General features: G+C 61.7%; 19 protein-coding genes. 8 read left to right on the top strand and 11 right to left on the bottom strand.

The window, feature by feature from the left end; translation table 11 throughout:
• Positions 1 to 29 precede the first annotated feature (29 nt).
• Complete coding sequence (locus C5F71_RS26085; RefSeq protein ID WP_218274769.1) at positions 30 to 689, top strand: TetR/AcrR family transcriptional regulator; 660 nt, start codon at positions 30 to 32, stop codon at positions 687 to 689.
• Here C5F71_RS26085 and C5F71_RS29785 read toward each other — a convergent pair.
• Together C5F71_RS29785 and C5F71_RS26080 are read right to left on the bottom strand one after the other, a co-directional pair.
• Positions 643 to 759, bottom strand: coding sequence for a hypothetical protein (locus tag C5F71_RS29785; RefSeq protein WP_371923359.1), 117 nt, complete (start codon positions 757 to 759; stop codon positions 643 to 645). The two genes, C5F71_RS26085 and C5F71_RS29785, sit on opposite strands and share 47 nt — an antisense overlap.
• A gap of 13 nt (positions 760 to 772) precedes the next feature.
• Positions 773 to 1,243, bottom strand: a complete 471-nt coding sequence (locus tag C5F71_RS26080; protein WP_104912343.1) for a VOC family protein — start codon at positions 1,241 to 1,243, stop codon at positions 773 to 775.
• Between the two features lie 139 nt (positions 1,244 to 1,382).
• Between C5F71_RS26080 and C5F71_RS26075 the strand changes: the two genes are divergently transcribed.
• Together C5F71_RS26075 and C5F71_RS26070 are read left to right on the top strand one after the other, a co-directional pair.
• A complete protein-coding gene (locus C5F71_RS26075; RefSeq protein ID WP_104912342.1) occupies positions 1,383 to 1,763 on the top strand; it encodes a RidA family protein in 381 nt (126 codons plus the stop codon).
• Positions 1,764 to 1,857: 94 nt separating this feature from the next.
• On the top strand, positions 1,858 to 3,861 hold the full coding sequence (locus C5F71_RS26070; protein WP_104912341.1) for a U32 family peptidase: 2,004 nt from the start codon (positions 1,858 to 1,860) through the stop codon (positions 3,859 to 3,861).
• A 71-nt stretch (positions 3,862 to 3,932) separates the two neighbouring features.
• Here the strand turns inward: C5F71_RS26070 and C5F71_RS26065 are convergent, their stop codons facing one another.
• Positions 3,933 to 4,841, bottom strand: coding sequence for a DMT family transporter (locus tag C5F71_RS26065; RefSeq protein ID WP_104912340.1), 909 nt, complete (start codon positions 4,839 to 4,841; stop codon positions 3,933 to 3,935).
• 131 nt (positions 4,842 to 4,972) lie between these two features.
• On the opposite strand from C5F71_RS26065, the gene C5F71_RS26060 reads away from it, so the two are divergent.
• Entirely contained in the window at positions 4,973 to 5,416 is a 444-nt protein-coding gene (locus C5F71_RS26060) for an Lrp/AsnC family transcriptional regulator (protein WP_070994865.1), read from the top strand.
• Between the two features lie 41 nt (positions 5,417 to 5,457).
• Here the strand turns inward: C5F71_RS26060 and C5F71_RS29470 are convergent, their stop codons facing one another.
• From C5F71_RS29470 to C5F71_RS26050, 3 genes are all read right to left on the bottom strand, one after another.
• Positions 5,458 to 5,589, bottom strand: coding sequence for a hypothetical protein (locus tag C5F71_RS29470; protein ID WP_256324310.1), 132 nt, complete (start codon positions 5,587 to 5,589; stop codon positions 5,458 to 5,460).
• Positions 5,590 to 5,593: 4 nt separating this feature from the next.
• Entirely contained in the window at positions 5,594 to 5,812 is a 219-nt protein-coding gene (locus tag C5F71_RS26055) for a hypothetical protein (RefSeq protein ID WP_104912339.1), read from the bottom strand.
• 85 nt (positions 5,813 to 5,897) lie between these two features.
• Positions 5,898 to 6,443: a hypothetical protein gene (locus C5F71_RS26050; protein WP_104912338.1), complete on the bottom strand. Its 546-nt coding sequence runs from the start codon at positions 6,441 to 6,443 to the stop codon at positions 5,898 to 5,900.
• A 375-nt stretch (positions 6,444 to 6,818) separates the two neighbouring features.
• On the opposite strand from C5F71_RS26050, the gene C5F71_RS26045 reads away from it, so the two are divergent.
• The 3 genes from C5F71_RS26045 to C5F71_RS26035 all read left to right on the top strand — a co-directional run bounded on the left by C5F71_RS26045 (position 6,819) and on the right by C5F71_RS26035 (position 9,820).
• Positions 6,819 to 8,228 (top strand): circularly permuted type 2 ATP-grasp protein, encoded by a 1,410-nt coding sequence (locus tag C5F71_RS26045; protein ID WP_092236667.1) that lies wholly within the window; start codon positions 6,819 to 6,821, stop codon positions 8,226 to 8,228.
• Positions 8,229 to 8,230: 2 nt separating this feature from the next.
• Positions 8,231 to 9,181, top strand: a complete 951-nt coding sequence (locus C5F71_RS26040) for an alpha-E domain-containing protein (RefSeq protein ID WP_029299950.1) — start codon at positions 8,231 to 8,233, stop codon at positions 9,179 to 9,181.
• A 207-nt stretch (positions 9,182 to 9,388) separates the two neighbouring features.
• On the top strand, positions 9,389 to 9,820 hold the full coding sequence (locus C5F71_RS26035; RefSeq protein WP_104912337.1) for a nuclear transport factor 2 family protein: 432 nt from the start codon (positions 9,389 to 9,391) through the stop codon (positions 9,818 to 9,820).
• Here C5F71_RS26035 and C5F71_RS26030 read toward each other — a convergent pair.
• From C5F71_RS26030 to C5F71_RS26020, 3 genes are all read right to left on the bottom strand, one after another.
• Positions 9,817 to 10,752: an alpha/beta fold hydrolase gene (locus tag C5F71_RS26030; RefSeq protein ID WP_104912336.1), complete on the bottom strand. Its 936-nt coding sequence runs from the start codon at positions 10,750 to 10,752 to the stop codon at positions 9,817 to 9,819. The two genes, C5F71_RS26035 and C5F71_RS26030, sit on opposite strands and share 4 nt — an antisense overlap.
• A gap of 80 nt (positions 10,753 to 10,832) precedes the next feature.
• Entirely contained in the window at positions 10,833 to 13,085 is a 2,253-nt protein-coding gene (locus C5F71_RS26025; protein ID WP_104912335.1) for an ATP-dependent DNA helicase, read from the bottom strand.
• Positions 13,082 to 14,731 carry a VRR-NUC domain-containing protein gene (locus C5F71_RS26020; RefSeq protein ID WP_104912334.1) on the bottom strand — a complete coding sequence of 550 codons (1,650 nt, stop codon included), beginning with the start codon at positions 14,729 to 14,731 and terminating at the stop codon, positions 13,082 to 13,084. Before C5F71_RS26020 ends, C5F71_RS26025 begins: the two co-directional genes overlap by 4 nt.
• Before the next feature lie 188 nt (positions 14,732 to 14,919).
• Here C5F71_RS26020 and C5F71_RS26015 point away from each other — a divergent pair, with 188 nt between their 5' ends.
• Positions 14,920 to 15,144, top strand: a complete 225-nt coding sequence (locus C5F71_RS26015; RefSeq protein ID WP_029299958.1) for a YgdI/YgdR family lipoprotein — start codon at positions 14,920 to 14,922, stop codon at positions 15,142 to 15,144.
• Positions 15,145 to 15,183: 39 nt separating this feature from the next.
• Here C5F71_RS26015 and C5F71_RS26010 read toward each other — a convergent pair whose 3' ends face one another.
• Together C5F71_RS26010 and C5F71_RS26005 are read right to left on the bottom strand one after the other, a co-directional pair.
• A complete protein-coding gene (locus C5F71_RS26010) occupies positions 15,184 to 17,031 on the bottom strand; it encodes a polyurethanase (protein WP_104912333.1) in 1,848 nt (615 codons plus the stop codon).
• 102 nt (positions 17,032 to 17,133) lie between these two features.
• A complete protein-coding gene (locus C5F71_RS26005; RefSeq protein ID WP_371923403.1) occupies positions 17,134 to 20,211 on the bottom strand; it encodes an autotransporter domain-containing protein in 3,078 nt (1,025 codons plus the stop codon).
• Positions 20,212 to 20,214: the final 3 nt, after the last annotated feature.

Here is a 20,214-nt window from a genome sequence, read left to right as displayed (position 1 = left end):
TTCTATAGGTGGCACTGCATAGGTCGACAATGGCAAAAATCAGCGTTAGCAACAAGGCGGCCACGCCAGGCCGAAGAAATCTCACGGCCGCCGATCGGCAGCAGCAGATGGTCGAACGGGCGATCACCCTCTTCGCCCAGAAAGGCTTCGCACTCACTACCCGTGAGTTGGCCGAGGGGCTGCAGGTGACCCAACCCCTGCTCTATCGCTACTTTCCCAGCAAGCAATTATTGATCGAGCAGGTTTACCAGCAGGTGTTCATGAGCCGCTGGGACCCCGAACTGGAGCAGCAGCTCAAGGACCGTACGCGTCCTTTAAGGGAGCGGCTGATTGATTACTTTATCGGTTACACCCGGACAATTCTGAGCAATGAATGGGTGCGGATCTTTCTGTATGCCGGCTTGCAGGACCCGCAACTCAACCAGCGCTATCTCAAGCAACTGCATGAAACGGTGTTCCTGACGATCATTGAAGAACTGCGCCATCAGAAGCAACTGAACACCCCGCTGGACGAGCAGGCGTTGAGCCTTGAGATCGAAGTGCTGTGGGGTTTCCACAGCAGCTTCTTTTACTTGGGGGTGCGTAAGTGGGTGTATCAGTTGCCCGTCCCTGAGGATCTTCCGCAGCTGATTGCGCTGCGGGTCAATGCCTTCCTCGATGGCGCCCTGCATTGCGACCAACTCCCGTGATGTCTATTTCCGCGAACAGATAGACCAGGCAAAAGCCATCCATGGGTATGACCGGGTTGGTCCAGATCATCCGTGAGGAGTCATCAGCTTCCTTCCTGCGACTGGCCAATGTCGAGGCTGGCCATGGCCTGGCCGACAATCCGGGCCCCCGGCACGTAGTCAAAGATCATCTCGATGGTGATCCCATTGGGGTCTTCGAGAAACAGCTGGTGCTCACCCATCTGTGGAATGACCCGTTCACGAAAGGCAATGCCCATCGATTGCAGACGGACCTGGACAGATTCCAGCCCTTCGCAACGTAGCGATACATGATCGAGACAGCCCGACCCGTAACCCCCCTGCTTGTTGCCCAGATAAGCCTGCAGATCCTTGTCACCGCCCACCACACTGGCGATATGCAGGAGTGGACGGCCACCGGCGTACATCCAGCAGCCGGGAAAACGAAAATCCGGGCGGGGCCCGGATGACAAGCCAATCACGCGTTCAAAAAACTCGGCGGTCTTGGCCCACTGTTCGGTGCGAATGGTGAAATGGTCGAGCGCTAGTACTCCCATGTTCCCTCCTGGCGTTACGGATCAGAGACGTTGCAGATGCATATTTTATCATCCGATAACTTATTTCAAGGGTAATTTATCAACCGATAACTTGTGTGGGCGGTTTACTATCACGCTGATCATTCTTCTAGGGTTCCCCATGGCCAACCACGACCTCAGCTTCACCCCCGACCTCGACCCCGACTCGATTTCTTCCGACGTCATCGGCTTCAACGGCATCCTGGTCTCCACGCAAATCCCGGTGCGCGCCGATGGCAGCCTGGAACTAGGCGATATCACCGCGCAAAGCGAATGCACCCTGCAAGCCCTCAAGGTCGCGCTCGAACGCGCCGGCAGCTCCATGGACCGGGTCATGCACTTGACCATTTACCTCACCGACATGGCCGACCGCGCCGCATTCAACGAGGTGTACAAGCGCTTCTTCGCCAAACCCTGGCCAGTACGCGCGGCGGTTGGCGTGGCCGCATTGGCGGTCGAAGGCATGCGAGTTGAAGTCACAGCGATGGCAGCCAAAGGCTGAGCACTGCGCACCATTGGGCATCCAGCGGGTGCCCACCCGGCGATTCACGGCTACAATGCGCACCTCAACCGTGACAAGCCTGACTAAAAAAACTATGTCCTTGCCCAAGCATCATCTGGAATTGCTCAGCCCTGCCCGCGATGTCGCCATCGCGCGCGAGGCTATCCTGCACGGCGCCGACGCCGTGTACATCGGCGGCCCAAGCTTCGGTGCGCGCCACAACGCCTGCAACGACGTGAGCGAGATCGCCCAACTGGTGGAATTCGCCCGTCGTTATCACGCCCGGGTGTTCACCACCATCAACACCATCCTGCATGACGATGAACTGGAGCCGGCCCGCAAGCTGATCCACCAGTTGCACGATGCAGGGGTTGATGCACTGATCGTCCAGGACTTGGGCGTGATGGAGTTGGATATCCCGCCCATCGAACTGCATGCCAGCACCCAGACCGACATCCGCACCCTGGCCCGGGCCAAGTTCCTCGATCAGGCCGGATTCTCCCAACTGGTGCTGGCCCGCGAGCTGAACCTGCAGGAAATCCGCGCGATTGCCGATGAAACCGATGCCGCCATCGAGTTCTTCATCCACGGCGCGTTGTGCGTGGCGTTCTCCGGGCAGTGCAATATTTCCCATGCGCAAAATGGCCGCAGCGCCAACCGTGGCGATTGCTCCCAGGCCTGCCGCCTGCCCTACACCCTCAAGGACGACCAGGGTCGTGTTGTCGCCTTTGAAAAACACCTGTTGTCGATGAAAGACAACAACCAGAGCGCCAACCTGCGCGCCCTGGTAGATGCCGGCGTGCGCTCGTTCAAGATCGAAGGCCGCTACAAGGACATGGGCTATGTGAAGAACATCACCGCCTATTACCGCCAGCGCCTGGACGAGATCCTTGAGGACCGCCCCGACCTAGCTCGCGCCTCCAGCGGCCGCACCGCGCATTTCTTCCTGCCGGACCCGGAAAAGACCTTCCACCGTGGCAGTACCGACTACTTCGTCAGTGATCGCAAGATCGATATCGGTGCCTTCGACACCCCAACCTTTACCGGCCTGCCAGTCGGCGTGGTGGAAAAGGCCGGCAAGCGCGACTTGCAGGTCATCACCCATGAGCCGCTGTCCAACGGTGACGGTTTGAACGTGCTGATCAAGCGCGAAGTCGTGGGTTTCCGCGCCAATATCGCCGAGCCCAAGGGTGAGTTCGACGAAGACGGCGAGAAGCGCTACCGCTACCGCGTCGAGCCCAACGAGATGCCGGCGGGCCTGCATCAGTTGCGGCCCAATCACCCGCTCAACCGCAACCTGGACCACAACTGGCAGCAAGCGCTGCTCAAGACCTCCGCCGAGCGCCGGATTGGTGTGTCCTGGCAAGCCTGCCTGCGCGAAGACCAACTGCAACTGACCGCCACCAGTGAAGAGGGGGTGAGTGCCAGCACCACCCTGCCCGGCCCGTTCGGCGTGGCCAACAAACCGGAACAGGCGCTGGATACCTTGCGCGACCTGCTCGGCCAACTCGGTACCACCCAGTATCACGCCACGGCCATCGAACTGGATGCGCCGCAGGCGTACTTCATCCCCAACTCACAGCTCAAGGCCCTGCGCCGTGATGTGATCGAAGCGCTGACAGTGGCCCGTGTCGAGGCCCATCCCCGTGGGGGCCGCAAAGCTGAAACCACGCCACCACCGGTGTACCCGGAGTCGCACCTGTCGTTCCTGGCCAACGTCTACAACCAGAAGGCCCGCGATTTCTATCATCGCCATGGCGTGAAATTGATCGACGCGGCCTACGAGGCCCACGAAGAAACCGGTGAAGTGCCGGTGATGATCACCAAGCATTGCCTGCGCTTCTCCTTCAACCTGTGCCCCAAGCAGGCCAAGGGCGTGACCGGCGTACGCACCAAGGTTGCACCGATGCAGCTGATTCACGGCGATGAGGTGTTGACCCTGAAGTTCGACTGCAAGCCTTGCGAAATGCACGTGGTGGGCAAGATCAAAGGGCATATCCTCGACCTGCCGTTGCCGGGCAGCGGTGTGCAGCAGCAGGTCGTGGGGCATATCAGCCCGGCCGACCTGCTCAAGACCATCCCCCGCGCGCCACACTGACCCACGCCCTTGTAGGATCCCGCTTGCCGGCCATGGCGCCCTCCAGATCGCCATCGCCGGCAAGTCGGCTCCTACAAGGGGCGCCTGGATGTCGGCAGCTCGTGTTCAGCACGCCACCACCAACCCCGCTGCAACCCCGCCGCCGCTAGCAATATCGCCGCAACCCCCAACCACTGTGCCCAGCCCAAGCGATGCCCGTAGGCCATCCAGTCAACCAGGATCGCCGCAACCGGGTAGATGAACGACAGCGCCCCGGTCAAGGCCGTCGGCAGTTTTTGAATCGCGCCATACAGCAGCACGTACATCAGGCCGGTATGCACCACGCCCAGCGTCAACAGCGCGGCCCAGGCATCGACGGGCGCCGATAGGCTTTGCCACGAGACCAGCGGCACCAGCAGCACCGCGCCGATAGTCACTTGAATCAGTGCCAGTAGGTGCGGCGGCACGGCCTTCAGACGTTTGATGATCAGCGCAGCGACCGCATACAAAAACGCCGCGCCTATCGCCTGCACCACGCCCAACAGGTAATGATCACCACTGCCCTGCTGCTCGCCATGGGCACTGACGATCGCCAGCATGCCCACGAAAGCCACACTCAACCAGGCGAGCTTCTGTGCGGTGATCTTTTCGCCAAGAAACAACGCCGCGAGCATCACCAGCATGAACGGCTGCACGTTATAGACCGCGGTGCTGATCGCAATGGAGGCCTTGGCGTAAGACGCAAACAGCAACAGCCAATTACCGACAATGGCCACGCCGCTCAACATCGCCCAGCCGAGTGTCGAGTAATTCAACCATCCGCCCCGCAAATACCCCAGCCGCCAGCACACCAGCAGCAGAGTCAGGCCGCCGATGACGCAACGCCAGAACACCACTTCGATGACCGGCACCCCAGACACCAGCACAAACCAGCCAATGGTGCCGGAAATCAGCATGGCGCCGACCATTTCCCATGAGCCGCGACGTATGGATGTGTCCATGATTTAGCTCCTCGAATGAGGCTAAATTATGGCAACCTGCGCCAATCAGGCTCCAGCGCCTGCAGAAGGTAAAAGGTGGTCCTTACCTATTCTTATTAGGCAAAACAGCCAATCTGCTTAAGGAGCCCAGGATGATTGATGTTATCGACCAACAACTGATCGCCGCCCTGATGGACGACTCGCGCTGCTCGCTCAAGACCCTGGCGGGCATTACCGGCCTGTCCTCCCCCAGCGTGGGCGAACGTTTGCGACGCCTGGAGGAGCGCGGAGTCCTCAAGGGCTACACCGTGGATATCGACCCGAAACACTTTGGCTATTTATTGCAAGCCATCGTACGTATCCGCCCCCTGCCCGGCCAATTGCAGGAGGTGGAACGGCAGATCCAGGCGATTCCGGAGTTTACCGAGTGCGACAAAGTCACTGGCGATGACTGCTTTATCGCGCGACTGCACGTACGCACCATGGACCAGTTGGATACCTTGCTCGACCGTCTCAACGCTTACGCCGAAACCAACACCGCCATCGTCAAGAAAACCCCGGTCAAGCGCCGGCTGCCGCCCTTGGCGGGCCAGTGATGCTCTGTTGATGGCTATCTCGCCCAGGCTGACGCCCTACGCTAAGCGTCAGCATCGCCTTCTTCAGCCAAATCATCCTGCTCGATCAGCGGCACCTGCGCATCATCCATCAACGATCCCGGGTCTTCATTGCCCGGATCATTGATCGGCTCCTCTTCGGCTGGGGTATGCATCGCCCTAGCCGCCCGGGGTATCAATGTCAGCGTCCGTTTCTGGCTTGGGCTCGCGCTCGGGCTTGAAGTCCGGGCTGTACTCGTTGTCCTTGGCGACTTCATCAGTCGCGGGTTGCGGGTCCTTGGGGGCCGTACCGGGAGCGGGTATTTTATGGGTGTTGTCATCGATGGCCGGATCATTCCTGCCACTGACTTGCGGGTCTTGACTGTGATTCGCGCTCATGGGGACCTCCTTCCAAGCTGATATACAGTTAAGGCGCCACGGAGATGGGTGAAGTTCAGTTCAAACGAGCCGCGCTGATCAATGGTCACGACCCCGGATTATCCACCTGGATATAAAACGCAAACGCCGCCAGCAGCATCCAGAACACCGTGAACAACCACGGTGTACGCACCGAAAACAGCAATGACTTGCGATAGCCCTTGTGCGACGACTCGGTCTCGCAGAACAGCGGCGACTCATCGTAGGCCATGCCCATCACCGGTTCGCTGCGCAACAACTCGCTCTGCTTGAAGTGCCAGTGGTCAATGATGTCGTAGGCTGCGCGGATGCCGGGCCAGGCGTTGAGCGAGCTGAACACGCCGAGCATCGACAGCAGCAGCGGCACCACCAGGGTGAACAGCTTCCCCCACTCGGGGTTGAGGTTGCCCATGCAGGACACAAAGGCAATCACCAGAAACGACTGCGCGGTGAGGTAAGCATCTGTACGGTTGGCAAGGATGGTGGTTTCGTATTGGATTTCCCGGCGATAGAAATCCAGGCGGTCCTTGGGCGAGCCAAAGATCTTGGCATTGTGTTCGGTATGGTCAGTCAGCGCCGATTCGGGGCTATGGGGGGAAATGATCAGGGGCACGATCGGTGATCCTTACGGTGCGTAATCCCGTTAGAAGAACCGGTGATGCCCGAAGTTCAGGTCAATTACCTGCACCGTTATGGAGCGTGGCGTATGCGTGGGGCGCACTGCACTTGCGCAGGCCGCTCCGATAACGGGCTTACACACTGTGTAATCCCTATAAACGCAGTTTCGGCACAGCCATTGCTTTACTCCTTAAATCCCCTGCCTGCCTAGGTGAACACAGGAGCAAACGTTACCCCCCGACTCAGAGCCGACTCCAAAAGAAAGTAAGGACAAGGTCCGTTGGCGCCAAAAGCTACGGGCTCATAACAATGCGTTTTCTAAAGCGGCAGTGCCTGCAACGTTTCACCCGGCACTGACAAGGTAATTGGAATGGCTCGATCTTTCTTTGATGAAATGAATGACGCAAATGGCGTGTGCCGTACGCACTATCAGGATTTTTCCCGCTGGCTGGCCAACACACCACCGGAACTGCTGGCCCAACGCCGTCGCGAGGCCGACCTGCTGTTCCACCGCGCCGGGATCACCTTCACCCTGTACGGTGACGAGCAAGACACCGAACGCCTGATTCCCTTCGATATCATCCCGCGCAGCATCCCCGCCAGTGAGTGGAGCGTGATCGAACGCGGCTGTATCCAGCGGGTCAATGCGCTAAACATGTTCCTCGCCGATATCTACCACGACCAGCGCATTATCAAGGCCGGGATCATTCCGGCCGAGCAGGTGCTGGGCAATGAAGGCTATCAAAAAGCCATGGTCGGCCTGGACCTGCATCGCGGTATCTATTCGCACATCTCCGGTGTCGACCTGGTGCGCGATGGCGACGGCACCTACTACGTGCTCGAAGACAATTTGCGCACACCCAGCGGTGTGAGCTATATGCTCGAAGACCGCAAAATGATGATGCGCCTGTTCCCTGAAGTGTTTGCCAAGCAGCGCATCGCGCCAGTGGATCACTACCCCAACCTGCTGCTCAAGACCCTGAAAAGCGCCAGTCGCCTGGATAACCCCAATGTCGTGGTGCTGACCCCGGGGCGCTTTAACAGTGCGTTCTTCGAGCACGCGTTCCTGGCCCGGGAAATGGGGGTGGAGCTGGTAGAAGGCGCCGACCTGTTCGTGCACGACCTCAAGGTGTTCATGCGCACCACCGACGGCCCCAAAGCAGTGGATGTGATCTACCGGCGCATCGACGATGCCTTCCTTGACCCGCTGGCCTTCAACCCGGAATCCATGCTCGGCGTTCCCGGCCTGGTAGCGGCCTACTGCGCTGGCAACGTGGTGCTGGCCAATGCCATCGGCACTGGCGTGGCCGACGACAAATCCATCTACCCCTACGTGCCGGCGATGATCCGCTTCTATCTGGATGAAGAACCGGTGCTGCAGAACGTACCGACCTTCCAGTGCCGCAACCCCGCTGAGCTGTCCCACGTACTGGCGCACTTACCCGAACTGGTGGTCAAGGAAACCCAGGGCTCCGGCGGCTACGGCATGCTGGTGGGCCCGGCCGCCTCGGCCGCCGAGATCGAGGACTTCCGCCAACGCATCAAGGCCCGGCCCCACGCCTATATCGCCCAGCCGACCTTGAGCCTGTCCACCTGCCCGACTTTTGTCGAAAATGGCATCGCGCCACGGCATATCGACCTGCGGCCCTTTGTGCTGTCGGGCAAGGAGACCCGCCTGGTGCCGGGTGGGCTGACCCGGGTGGCGCTGCGCGAAGGCTCATTGATCGTCAACTCGTCGCAAGGCGGCGGAACCAAGGACACCTGGGTGGTGGAGGGCTGAGTATGCTGAGTAGAACCGCCGCAGATCTGTACTGGATGTCGCGCTACCTGGAACGCGCGGAAAACCTGGCGCGCATGCTGGAGGTCAGCTATTCGCTGTCGTTGATGCCCCAGGCCGGACGCAGTGATGGCCTGGACGAACTGGCGATGTCGCTGCTCAGCAGCGGCACCCTGGACAGCTATCTGGAACGCCATCAACAGCTGGACGCCGAGCGCATGCTGCACTTCTTCGCCCTCGACGAAGAAAACCCGGCCAGTATCTACAACTGCCTGCGCGCTGCCCGGGGCAATGCCCATGCGGTGCGTGGGCGGATCACCGCCGACATGTGGGAAAACCTCAACGCCACCTGGCTGGAAATGCGCAGCATCGCCGCCGGTGGCCTGGCACGCCATGGCATCAGCCATTTCTGCGACTGGGTCAAGCAGCGCTCGCACCTGTTCCGTGGCGCCACCTCCGGCACCATCATGCGCAACGACGCCTATCGTTTTATCCGCCTGGGCACCTTTGTCGAGCGCGCCGACAACACCTTGCGCCTGCTGGATGCGCGCTACGAGATGTTTGGCGAAGAGTCCGAGGAAGTCAGCGACCTGTCCGCCCGCGGCTACTACCAGTGGAGCGCCCTGCTCCGTGCCTTGTCGTCATTCGAGGCCTACACCGAGCTGTACCCCAATGCGCTGAATGCGCGTTCGGTGTCGGAGTTGCTGCTGCTACGCAGTGACGTACCGCGCTCGTTGCATGCGTGTATCGAAGAGTTGAGCCATATCCTCGCCGACCTGCCCGGCAGCTACGGCCGCACGGCCCAGCGCCTGGCTGCCGAATTCGAGGCGCGGCTGCGTTATACCGGTATCGACGAGATCCTGGAGGAAGGCCTGCACAGCCGGCTGACCGAATTCATCGACACCGTGCGCGAGCTGGCGCGGGCGATTCACAGTTCCTACCTGGAAGTGGTGTAAGCGTCGCATCACCCTGTAGGAGCGGGCTTGCCCGCGATAACGGTGGAACAGTTGGAAATTGATCATCTGACCCACCGCTATCGCGGGCAAGCCCGCTCCCACAGGTCTGGTGTTTGCTCCAGACATATAACTGTCAGTTTGGATCATTGATCCCACCTCACGGCTGCTCTTATGGTTGCTCAACACTCATAAGAACAGGTACAGACCATGTCCGAAGCTCTGCAATTATCCCCTGGGGCCGCCCTTACCCTGAAGCGCTGGCACACCATGCTGGCCACTGCCGACCTCAAGGCCCTGCCCGAACTGCTGGCACCTGACGCGGTGTTTCGCTCGCCGATGGCCCACACCCCCTACCCCGGCGCCCCCGTCGTGTCGATGATCCTCAACACCGTGTTTACTGTGTTTGAGGACTTCCAATACCACCGAGAACTGGCCAGCGCCGACGGCCACAGCGTGGTGCTGGAGTTCAGCGCGCGAGTGGGCGACAAACAGCTCAAGGGCATCGACCTGATCCGCTTCAACGAAGAGGGGCAAATCATCGAATTCGAAGTGATGGTCCGCCCCTTGAGCGGCCTCCAGGCCCTCGGTGAGGAAATGGGCCGACGCCTGGCACCGTTCCTGGCCAAGGCCAAGGGCTAACGCTGCAGGAACTCCAGCATCAGGGTGTTGACCTGCGCGCCCTGCTCCACCTGGATCCAGTGCCCGCAGTTGGCCAGCACCTGCTGCTCCAACTGCGGCACCAACTCGGGCATGCGCTTGAGCGTGTGCGCCTCAAACACCCCCACCGGGTCGCGGTCGCCGATCAAAAACAGCGTCGGTTGCAACACCTGTCGGCCCGCCAGGAACTCGGTGCGCTGCCAATTGCGCTCGAAGTTGCGGTACCAGTTCAGCGGCCCGCGAAAGCCATTGGCAAAGGTCTGCACATAGATGTCCAGGTCGTGCTGGCTGCACCAGGCCGGCAAGGCGCCCGGCAGCGCGACGCCGTCCAGCAAGGTGGCCGTGGCTGGCTTTTGCTGCAGGAATACATCCTGGTCCTGCATGAACAGACGCAAGGTGCGTTCGATATCGGCTTCCAGTTCCTGCTCCGCCACGCCGGGCTGCTGGAAGTAGAGGATGTAGTTGAACCGTTCGGCATACAGCTCACGCATGATCTCGATCACCGGCCTGCGGGAACGACCGGCGAACGGCACCGACATCGTGACCAGCGCGTTGATACGCTCTGGCTCCAGCAAGGCCAGGTGCCACGCCACCACCGCGCCCCAGTCATGGCCGACCATCGCTACCCGTTGATGGCCGAACAGGTCCATGGCCCCCTGGATATCCGCGCACAGGGTCAACAGGTCGTAGTCGGCAATCTCGGCGGGCGCGCTACTGCGCCCATAGCCCCGCATTTCAGGCACAAATACGCGATACCCGGCGGCGGCCAGCACGGGGATCTGTTGGCGCCAGGAGTGCCAGCATTCGGGAAAACCATGGAGCAACCACACGGGCGGGCCGCTCTCGGGGCCGGCGATATGCAGGCTCAAGTGAATGCCATTGACCTGGATCGTCTGTTGTTCGATAGCACTCATCACGCAGCTCCATGGGGGGGACTGCTGCAGACTGCCCCACCGGCGCACCCCGCGCCAGCATCATTGACGGGGCAAATACCTCAGGTCACCGACCACCAGCGCGGTAGCAGCGGCCGCACCTTGGGTTCGGCAAAACGGTCATCGATCAGCATCACCACCCCCTGGTCCTGCTGGGTGCGAATCACCCGGCCTGCCGCCTGCACCACCTTCTGGATCCCGGGATACAGGTAGGTGTAGTCATAACCGGCACCGAACATCGCGCCCATGCGCAGTTTCATCTGCTCGTTGACCGGGTTGAGTTGCGCCAGGCCCAGGGTGGCGATAAAGGCCCCGATCAAGCGTGCGCCGGGCAAATCGATACCCTCGCCGAACGCGCCGCCCAGCACGGCAAAGCCCACGCCCCGGCTGTGCTGGGTGAACTGGTCGAGGAAGGCCTGGCGCTCGGCCTCGGCCATGCCCCGTGATTGATGCCAGGTAGGAATCGACGGATACCGCTCGGCCAGCAACTGCGCCACTTGCTGTTGGTAATCGAAGCTGCTGAAAAACGCCAGGTAGTTGCCCGGCGTACGCTCAAACTGCTCGGCGATCAACGCCACGATGGGCGCCAGGGACGCCTGGCGATGTACAAAGCGCGTGGAGATGCGGTCGATGATGTGCACCTGCAACTGTGCGGCATCGAAGGGCGATTCCACGTCCACCCACGCGGTGTCCGCCGGCAGGCCCAGCAGGTCGGCATAGTAATGCCGGGGGCTCAGGGTCGCGGAAAACAGCACGCTGCTGCGGGCCGCCGTCAAGCGTGGGCGGATAAATTCGGCCGGCACCACGTTCCGCAGGCTCAAGCGCGAGAAGCGACGCTTGGCTTGTGGGTCGCGCTGAGCGATATCAAAAATAAACTGCTCGTTGAACAGCTCCGCCACCTTGGCGAACTGCAACGCCTCGAAATAAAAGCCTTGCAGCTCGCCCGTGAGCGCCTGCGGGTGATCATTGAAATACTCGCCCATGGCGCTGGTACACAGGGCCAGGGCCTGCAACAGCTTGTCCGGTTTGCTGGCATAAGCTTGATACACCGTGACCTGCTCCTTGTGCAGCGCATTCCATTCACGGTTGAGCCGCTGCAACGGCTTTTTCAACGGCTCGGGGGCGGTATCGCGCAAGGTCTTGAGGGCAAATTGATCGAGGTCGGCGCTGTACATCGCGCGCCCCCGCTCCACCAGGTTATGGGCTTCGTCCACCAGCACCGCGACCCGCCATTGGTTGAGCTGGGCCAGGCCAAACAGCATCGCGCCAAAATCGAAGTAATAGTTGTAGTCGGCGACCACCATGTCGCACCAGCGCGCCATCTCCTGGCTCAGGTAATACGGGCATACACCGTGGGCGAGCGCGACCTCGCGCAGATTGCGTTGGTCCAGCAACCGGACCTTGGCTGCCGCCTCGCGCGCGGCCGGCAGGCGATCATAAAAGCCCTTGGCCAACGGGCAGGAGTCGCCGTGACAGGCCTTGTCCAGGTGTTCGCACGCCTTGTCCCGCGCCACCAACTCCAGTACGTGCAATGGCAGGTCGGCACTGGCGTGCAGTATCTGCACCGCGTCCAGCGCCAGCTTGCGGCCAGGGGTCTTGGCCGTCAGAAAGAACAGCTTGTCCAGTTGCTGCGGCGCCATGGCCTTGAGCATCGGAAACACCGTGCCAATGGTCTTGCCGATCCCCGTGGGCGCCTGTGCCATCAGGCAGCGCCCGGTGCTGACGGCCTTGTACACCGACTCGGCGAGGGTACGCTGGCCCAGACGAAAGGCCGCGTGGGGGAAAGCCAGAGCGGTGCTGGCGGCGTCGCGGGCCAGTCGCTGTTGCGCCTGCTGCTCGGCCCAGCCGAGAAACAACGCACACTGGCGATTGAAGAACGCCTCCAGCTCATCAACCGCACACACCTGGCTGATCACGGTTTCGCGCTCGCTGACGATATCGAAATACACCAGCGCCAGCGCGATCTCAGGCAACCCCAGCTTGCTGCACATCAGCCAGCCATAGACCTTGGCCTGGGCCCAGTGCAGTTGCCGATGGTTGGCCGGTTGGGCATCCAGGTCGCCACGGTAGGTCTTGACCTCTTCCAGCACATTGCAATCCGGATCATAGCCATCGGCGCGGCCGCGTACGTTCAACTGCTGGTAGAGGCCTTCCAGGGCCACTTCACTCTGGTAGTGCGCGCTACGGCGGGACGCCACGGTACGGTGGCCGAGCATGCCTTCCTGGGCACTGGGCGAGGGGGTAAACCGCAGATCGAGGTCACCCACCTTGGCCGTGAACTCGCACAATGCCCGTACAGCGACGGTGTAGCTCAAGCGCCCTGCTCCGCCCAGCGTACATAACACACGGTAACCGGCATCTGGTGCTCGCTGCAGAACTCCAGCCAGCGCAGTTGGTTGTCCTGCAGGCGGTCCCCCGGGCCTTTGACTTCGATCATGCGGTAGGTTTTTTGCGCGGGCCAGAACTGGATCAGGTCTGGCATGCCGGCGCGATTGGCGCGGATATCCAGCAACAGCCGGTCGAACCAGTGCCGCAGGTGCGCGGCAGGCAGGCAATCGAGCGCCTGCTCGAGCAGTGTTTCGCTCAATACATTCCAGAACACAAAGGGTGACTGGATCCCCCACTTTTCGGCGTAGCGCTGGCGGATGGTGGTTTTGTAGCGCTGGTCGTGCAACTGGTCGAGGCAGGCGGCGAACAGCTCGGCGCGGCGCTGCTGGAAGTCTTCACTGTGCAAATCCACCGGCCCACGCTGGAATGGGTGAAAGAACGAACCGGGCAACGGCGCGAAGATCGCCGGCCAGCACAGCAGGCCGAACAGCGAGTTGATCAGGGTGTTCTCGACGTAGTGCACCGGCCCCCCATCATCCCCCAGGTGCGCCTGCACGCAGAACTCAACGCTGACCACCGGTTCCGGGAACGGCAGTTCCAGGTCCAGGCGCTGAATCACCTGGGGTTTGGGCTTGGGCAGCGCCGGCTCGCCCAGCTTGCGCCGCAACCGCGGCAGGACCCGCAACAGGTGTTGCTGCTCGGCCGCGCTTTGTGGCGCGGCCTGGGCCGCCTGGGCCAGGGCCATCGCCTGGGCGAAATCCTCCTGGCGCTCCAGCACCCGAATCAGGCGGGCGCGGGCGCCGGGGTAGGCACAATCGCGGTAGATCACCTCGGCCAGGGCCAGTTCGGCGAGCCGCTCGCAATGCTGCCCAACCTGGAACAGCAGCTTGGCCCGACGCTTCTCCAGCCAGGGGTTATCGGTGCTCAGCGTGGCGATCTGCGCCAGCACCTCTTCCAGCGGTTCGCCCGCCTCGAAGGCCTGCTGGCATTGATGCAGGAACAGCAGGCCATACACATCGTCACGATGGCGCAGCCCTCGGGACTCGGCACAGAACTCGACCTTTTCGTAGGTGTAGATCCCCAGGTCCGCCAGTACAAACTCCGACCAGTCCTGGTACAGGTTGCCGAAGAACATCAGGCGCAGGCGGTCACACAGGTCCATCACCGCCAGGCTGTAAAGACGCTCGTCCAACTGCGGGCACCATTGCGCAAACGTACGTGGCTCGGTGAACCGGGTCGATAAACCGGGCAGCCAATCGGATTTCTTGCCCCTGGGCTGCTCGATCCAGGGCTTGAACGCCTGCAGCGCCTCGCCTTTTTGCAACTGCCCCCACACCTCATCCAGGGGCAGCAGGCCCTGCTCACTGACCCAGCCCAGGGCCAGCAATGGCTGCACGGCCTGGTCAGCCGGACCAATCTCGAGGTAGTTGAGCTTGCTCGCACGAAAATGCACCCCTTTGCGCATCACCATGCGCACCAGCAACGCTTGGGCCGGTTGCGGCACCTGGCTGAACTGCGCAATGAAGCGCTGTTCTTCATCATCCAGCACGTCGGCATAGCGCTGCCCCAGCCAGTCGAGCACTTGCTGGAAGTTATGCAGGTAGTAGAACGGGTCTTCGAGGGGGTTGGACATGACGGGCACTTGGGCAAACACTGGTTATGCATACAGAGTGCCGTCGCCAGGCCTGCCTTGCAATCGCTAATAGATCAGTGGCACACGCAACTTTTTGCATAAAAGTGATCAGATGGGGGTGGATCCGCGTAACATTTGTTGCCCGCAGCCGTTGAGCCCGGGGTTTTCGAAGGATGAGAGTAAAGGTTATGAACATGAAGAACTGGGGCCTGCCGCTGGCTGTACTGACGTTTCTGGCATTGGCCGGTTGCTCGACGCCGACCGTCGTGACCTTGCAGAACGGTACTCAGTACCTGACCACCGATGCGCCGAATGCCAATACGCCTGATGGTTTTTACGAATTCACCGACATCGCCGGCAAGCGCGTACGGGTCAAGGCGGCGGATGTCGCTACCGTCCGCAAGGAAAAATGACCAACCACTGTAGGAGCCGGCAAGCCGGCTCCTACAGTTTCAGGTGATGACGAAGGCCTCTGCCGACAGGCTGCCAAGTCCCACTCCCACCAGCGTCACCGAATTATCGCCGAACGTCAGCAACGTATCGCTGCCCACTGCCTTGGCATGATCGAGGTAGTTGTACTGCCCACCCACCCCCGCCACCCCCATGAACACCAACTTGTCCGTCGACTGGTAGCCCAGGATCCGGTCCTGGCCGAAGTCGCCGTCGAACAGGAAGGTATTGCGCCCGCCGCCCGCTTCGAGCAGGTCATTGCCCGCACCCCCTACCAGCACATCGTTGCCTTTGCCGCCGATCAGGTGATCATCGCCCTCCAGCCCAAACAACCACTGCCCGCCATCGCCGGCCTTGAGCACATTGGCGCCGGCATCGCCCTTGAGCGACGCAGCGTAGGCGGTCAGGTCCTTGCCCGCCAGCAGCCCCTTGTCGGTCACGCTGTGGGTCACGTTCTTGCTGAACAACAACAGATAGCTTTCCTTGCTCACTAGCGCGCCCATGTCGCGCGTCATGCTGATGCCGCCCTGCCCGTCGCGGATATACAGGGTACCTGCGCCATCGTTGGCCACCTCGACGTTTTTCAGCGACTGCTGCAAGTCCAGGGTATTGAACCCCGTGCCACCGAGCAGGATGTTGTAGCCACCGCCATCGCGGAACGTATCGTTGCCGGCACGTCCTTCCAGGTAGTCATTGCCGCGCCCGCCCTGGATCAGGTCGTTGCCGTCGCTGCCGATAATGAACGTGCTGCCCTGGTGGGCCTCAGCGTTGCGATTGAGGTCCTGCACCCAGGTAGTGGCACGCGCAGGGTCAGACAGGTTGGCGACGATGATCGTTGAATCGCGGCTGGTCAGTTCATAGAACTTCGACTCGAGGATGCGGCTCATGCCATCGCCATACCCCGTGGGTAAATGGGAAATCCACGTTGGCAGGTTGAGGATGGAAAACGGCAGGATGTTCCACAGCGTCGAGGCGTAATGGTCGTTGAAGCTTACGATGTTATCGGCGCTGGATTCGTGCGGTTGGTCGTGCACGCCCAGGGACGACAGATTGAACGCCGAACCGTCGAGGGCGCGATAGACCGGGTCGTTTTCGTAGCCGATGTTCAGCACCTTGTCGCCACTGCTCTGGGTCGGCGAGGCGTAGGCCACATAGTTGGCGTCCTGGTAGAACCCCGCCCAGGTGTGGTTGCTCAAGTCCGCCATGCTGTTGACCGCCAGGCCACCGAGGCTATGGCCGCTGACCAGTACATCCTGGCCGCTCAGCCCCTGAGCGCTGGCATACGCGGCGACTTTGCCAAGCAAGGTGCCAAACGCCTCGCCCGCGTAGTTTTTTGCATAGTCCGCCGGCCCGAACGCGGCCAGTAAATCACTGATCACATCGCCAATAGAGTCGACAATCAGGTTCTCCCTGGGGCCGGATGTGCCACGGAAGGCGATGCCGATTTCCAGTAGCTTGCCGGCGTCATCGTATTTGCCCAGGACCTCGACCTGGGCACTGGTGTAGCCGGTTTTTTCGCCGAAGAAGGTGCCCCGCGCATCGACCTTGCCACCATAGTCCAGGGTGCTGGCGCTGATGGGCGTCCAGCCGGCCTTTTGCACAGCGTCCAGGGCGGCCTTTTCCGAGTCCGGGTTCCACGGGATACCGGGAATCACCCCCTGGGAGTCGCTGCTGCCCAGCAACGCCTGCACCAGGGTGGCCGGCAAACCCAGGCCGAAGCCGTTTTGCTGATACCCCACGGCAAAGCCGTTATCCAGGTTGTGGTAGGAATACAACGTGATCGCCATGGCGTCGGCGAACAGGGCTTTGGAGTCCTCAGTGGTTAGGTTTTTGTAGTCATAGACACCCATGGTATTGCCTCTCTTTTGTTGGAATTGTCGAGAAAGCTAAAAATCCTGAACATCACACCGCCCCTTGTAGGAGCCGGCAAGCCGGCGCCTACAGGGTAAAACTCAGAACGCCCAGTCGAGGCTCAAGCCCACGCCGTGGATTTTCTCCTTGCTGGCCAGCAGGCCGTTGTAGTCAAAGTTCAACCGCGCATCCTTGCTCAGCGCCAGGCTGGCCCGTGCGCCGACCAATGCGGCATCGCGCACCATCGGTGCGCTTTGCACGGCAAACGCGCTACTGCCTGAGGCAAACGCCAGGTGGCGCGCGGAATCGGTGGCGCTGAGGTTGTGCTGCCACCCCAGGGTGCCGGAAACGTCCAGAGCCTGATGGTCGGTGAGGTTGAAGGTCTTCAAGGCACGCACGCCGAGGGTGCTCAGGACCAGGTCGCGTGTGTCATCGCCGCCCTTGAGCGCCGCCGCGTCGCCTTTCTCGCTGAAGCCATCGCTGTCCAGGTGCACATAGGCCAGGTTGGCGAATGGCTCCAGCGCCAGCGGTTGCAGGTTCAGGCGATAAGCCGCTTCGGTGAAGATCTGGGTGCTGCGGGCATCGACCTTGGCTTTCTGCTTGCCAGCGACTTCGCCGTATTGCAGCTCACGCTTTACATCGGCGCGATGCCAGCTGTAGGTCGCCCCACCGCTCAGGCGCCAGGCGCCGATTTCGTGCCCGGCATAGGCGCCCAAATGGTAGCTGTCCACCGATGCCCGCGAGTGGGTGCCATCGCCCATGTTCAGCGAGGTATCGCTGTAGCCGGCGACCAGCCCCAGGCGCGTGTCTTCATCCAGCGCACCGTCCACACCCGCGAGCAATCCGCCGATGGAAGTGGTGTAGCCCGCCGTGTCGCTGCTGCTGTCGGTTTTACCCCAGACACCAAGCGCCTTGACCCAGACATTGCCGCGGGTGTCGATGGTCTGTGGCGAGGAGCCCATTTCGCCCTGCTGCAGGCGCTCGCCCACCGCTTCGCGCAGGTAGCGGTTGTCATTGACCAGCGCGGTTTCCAGGGCCGGGTAGATTTCCCCCGACAACTGTTGGAACGCCCCTTGCGCCGAAGCCGCACTCGGCGCCAACAGCAGGCTTTCATAGACGCCATTTCCCGCGCCCAGTTGTTCGGCAGCGCCCGCCACGGCACGCTGGTTATCGGTCAATGCCACGCTGGCGAAGCTGTTGGCAGTGCGCGCGACATCCAGTTGCACACCGTTGGCGCCATAGTTCAGGTTGCCGCCCACAAACAGGTAGTTGGGCAGTACCTGCGCGAAGCTACCGGTGACGCCCCCTGCCGCCTGCAGGATGGTGTACTGGCGGCCGATCAGGCTTTGCGCCTCGGGCTGGCTGAGCAGTGTCGGGCTGTTCTCCAGGGCCAGGGTCACAGTGCCGCCGTTGAGGGTGGCCTTGCCGCCGGCGACGATGCGGTCACTGCTGCTGTTCGACAGCTCTACCGCATAGGTGGACCCGGCGTCGAAGTTGACATCCCCGGCCACGTTCAACGTACCAATGGAGTTGCCCGGCGCTACCGTACCGCCGCTTTTCGCGTGCAGCGCGCCGATGCTGCCGGAGCCGCCCAACACGCCGCTGTTGCTCACCGTGACCTGGGATACCAGCGAGCCATTGACCGCCAGCAGGCCCTGATTGACCAGGGTCGGCCCGCTGTAGGTATTGCTGCCGGTCAGCACCAGCGTGCCGATGCCTTGCTTGGTCAGGCCGCCATGACCGGAAATGTCGTTGCTCCATACATCCCGCCCGCAGTGCAGATCGTCGCATACACGCTCGGTGGGCTTGCCGGCGTCGACCACCGCCCCTACCCCCGGCAAGTCCGCGACAAACTGGCCGCTGCCGTAGCCGCCCTCGACGCGGAACTCGGCCGGGATGTCCTCGGCGGTGACCAACATGCCCGGCCCGCTGACCGCCTTGCCCAGGTTGATCATGCCCCAGCCGTACAGCGCGTCGATGCCCGGTGCACCGAGGTCGGTGGCGGTGGTCTTGAGCAGCGTGGAGATCTGCTCGCCATTCATATACGGGAAACGCTCCATCAAGACGGCGGCGGCGCCTGCCACGTGGGGAGCGGCCATGGAGGTGCCGTTTTTATTGTTCCAGCCCAGGGTCATGTTATCGACCGTGGTGCCCACCATCACCGAGCTGTAGATCGCCGTGCCCGGTGCTGACACACAGAAACTGGCGGCATAGCCGCAACGGGACGAGAAGGTGCTGATCACATAAGGGTTGGGGCTGTTGGTGTCCGGGTTGCGTTGCAGTGCGGCCACCGACAGCCAATTGGGCGTGATCTCGGGTACGAAGTAAGCCAGGCCGGAAATCGCATCGGGGTTGTTCAGGTTGTAGTCGTTGCCGGCCGCGAAGATCGTCAGCACCCCGCTGCGCGCCGCGTTGATCGCCCCGGTGTAGGCGCCACCTGGCGCGGTACCCAGCAACGGCTTGATCTGGTCGAACTGGGCCTGCGCGTCGCTCAGGTCAAAATGCGCGAACGCAGGGTCTTTGCCGCCCTTGGCAAACTGCTCGCCAATGCCGATCCCCCAGCTGTTATTGATGATGCGTGCGCCATTGGCCACCAGGCTGTCCCAGCCGGCCTGGTACACCGCACCGTCGTTGCCCAGGATGATGCCGTCTTCGGGGCCCGGGTCGCCGTTCTCGGCACTGAGGATCTGCGCGTTATAGGCCACGCCGTGCATCGGCCCGCCGTTGCGGTCGCCAGCCGCGATGCCACCGACATGGGTGCCGTGGTCGCCCAGCTTGCCGTTGGAGCCCTGGGACGGTGTACCGTCGTAGCGGAACGGGTCACCGGCCTTCACCGGGATATAGGGGTCGGTGTATTGGCGGATCCCCTCAGTGACCAGGGTCTGCACCTTGCCCGGGCTGGAGAACTCGGGATGCTGGGCATATACCGGCTGATCGAAAATCCCCAGCTTCACGCCCTTGCCACTGTAACCGGCGGCATACGCCACATCGGCATTGACCGCCCCCAGGCCCCAATCGGCCTTGAACTCATTGCTGCGCCAACTGGCGGCATCCCCCAGTTTGCCGGCTTCCACGTAGGGTGCGGCCTGGGCGGTACCCAGGCTGGCCAGGCAACACAGCAACGCGCCGTATGGCACGCGGCTCAAGGCTTTGAGCGGGTAGCCCGGGCCTGTTGGGATGGC

This window comes from Pseudomonas sp. LG1D9, from assembly GCF_002949995.1.
Classification (GTDB): Bacteria; Pseudomonadota; Gammaproteobacteria; order Pseudomonadales; family Pseudomonadaceae; genus Aquipseudomonas; species Aquipseudomonas proteolytica.
This window is presented reverse-complemented; position numbering and strand designations above follow the sequence as displayed.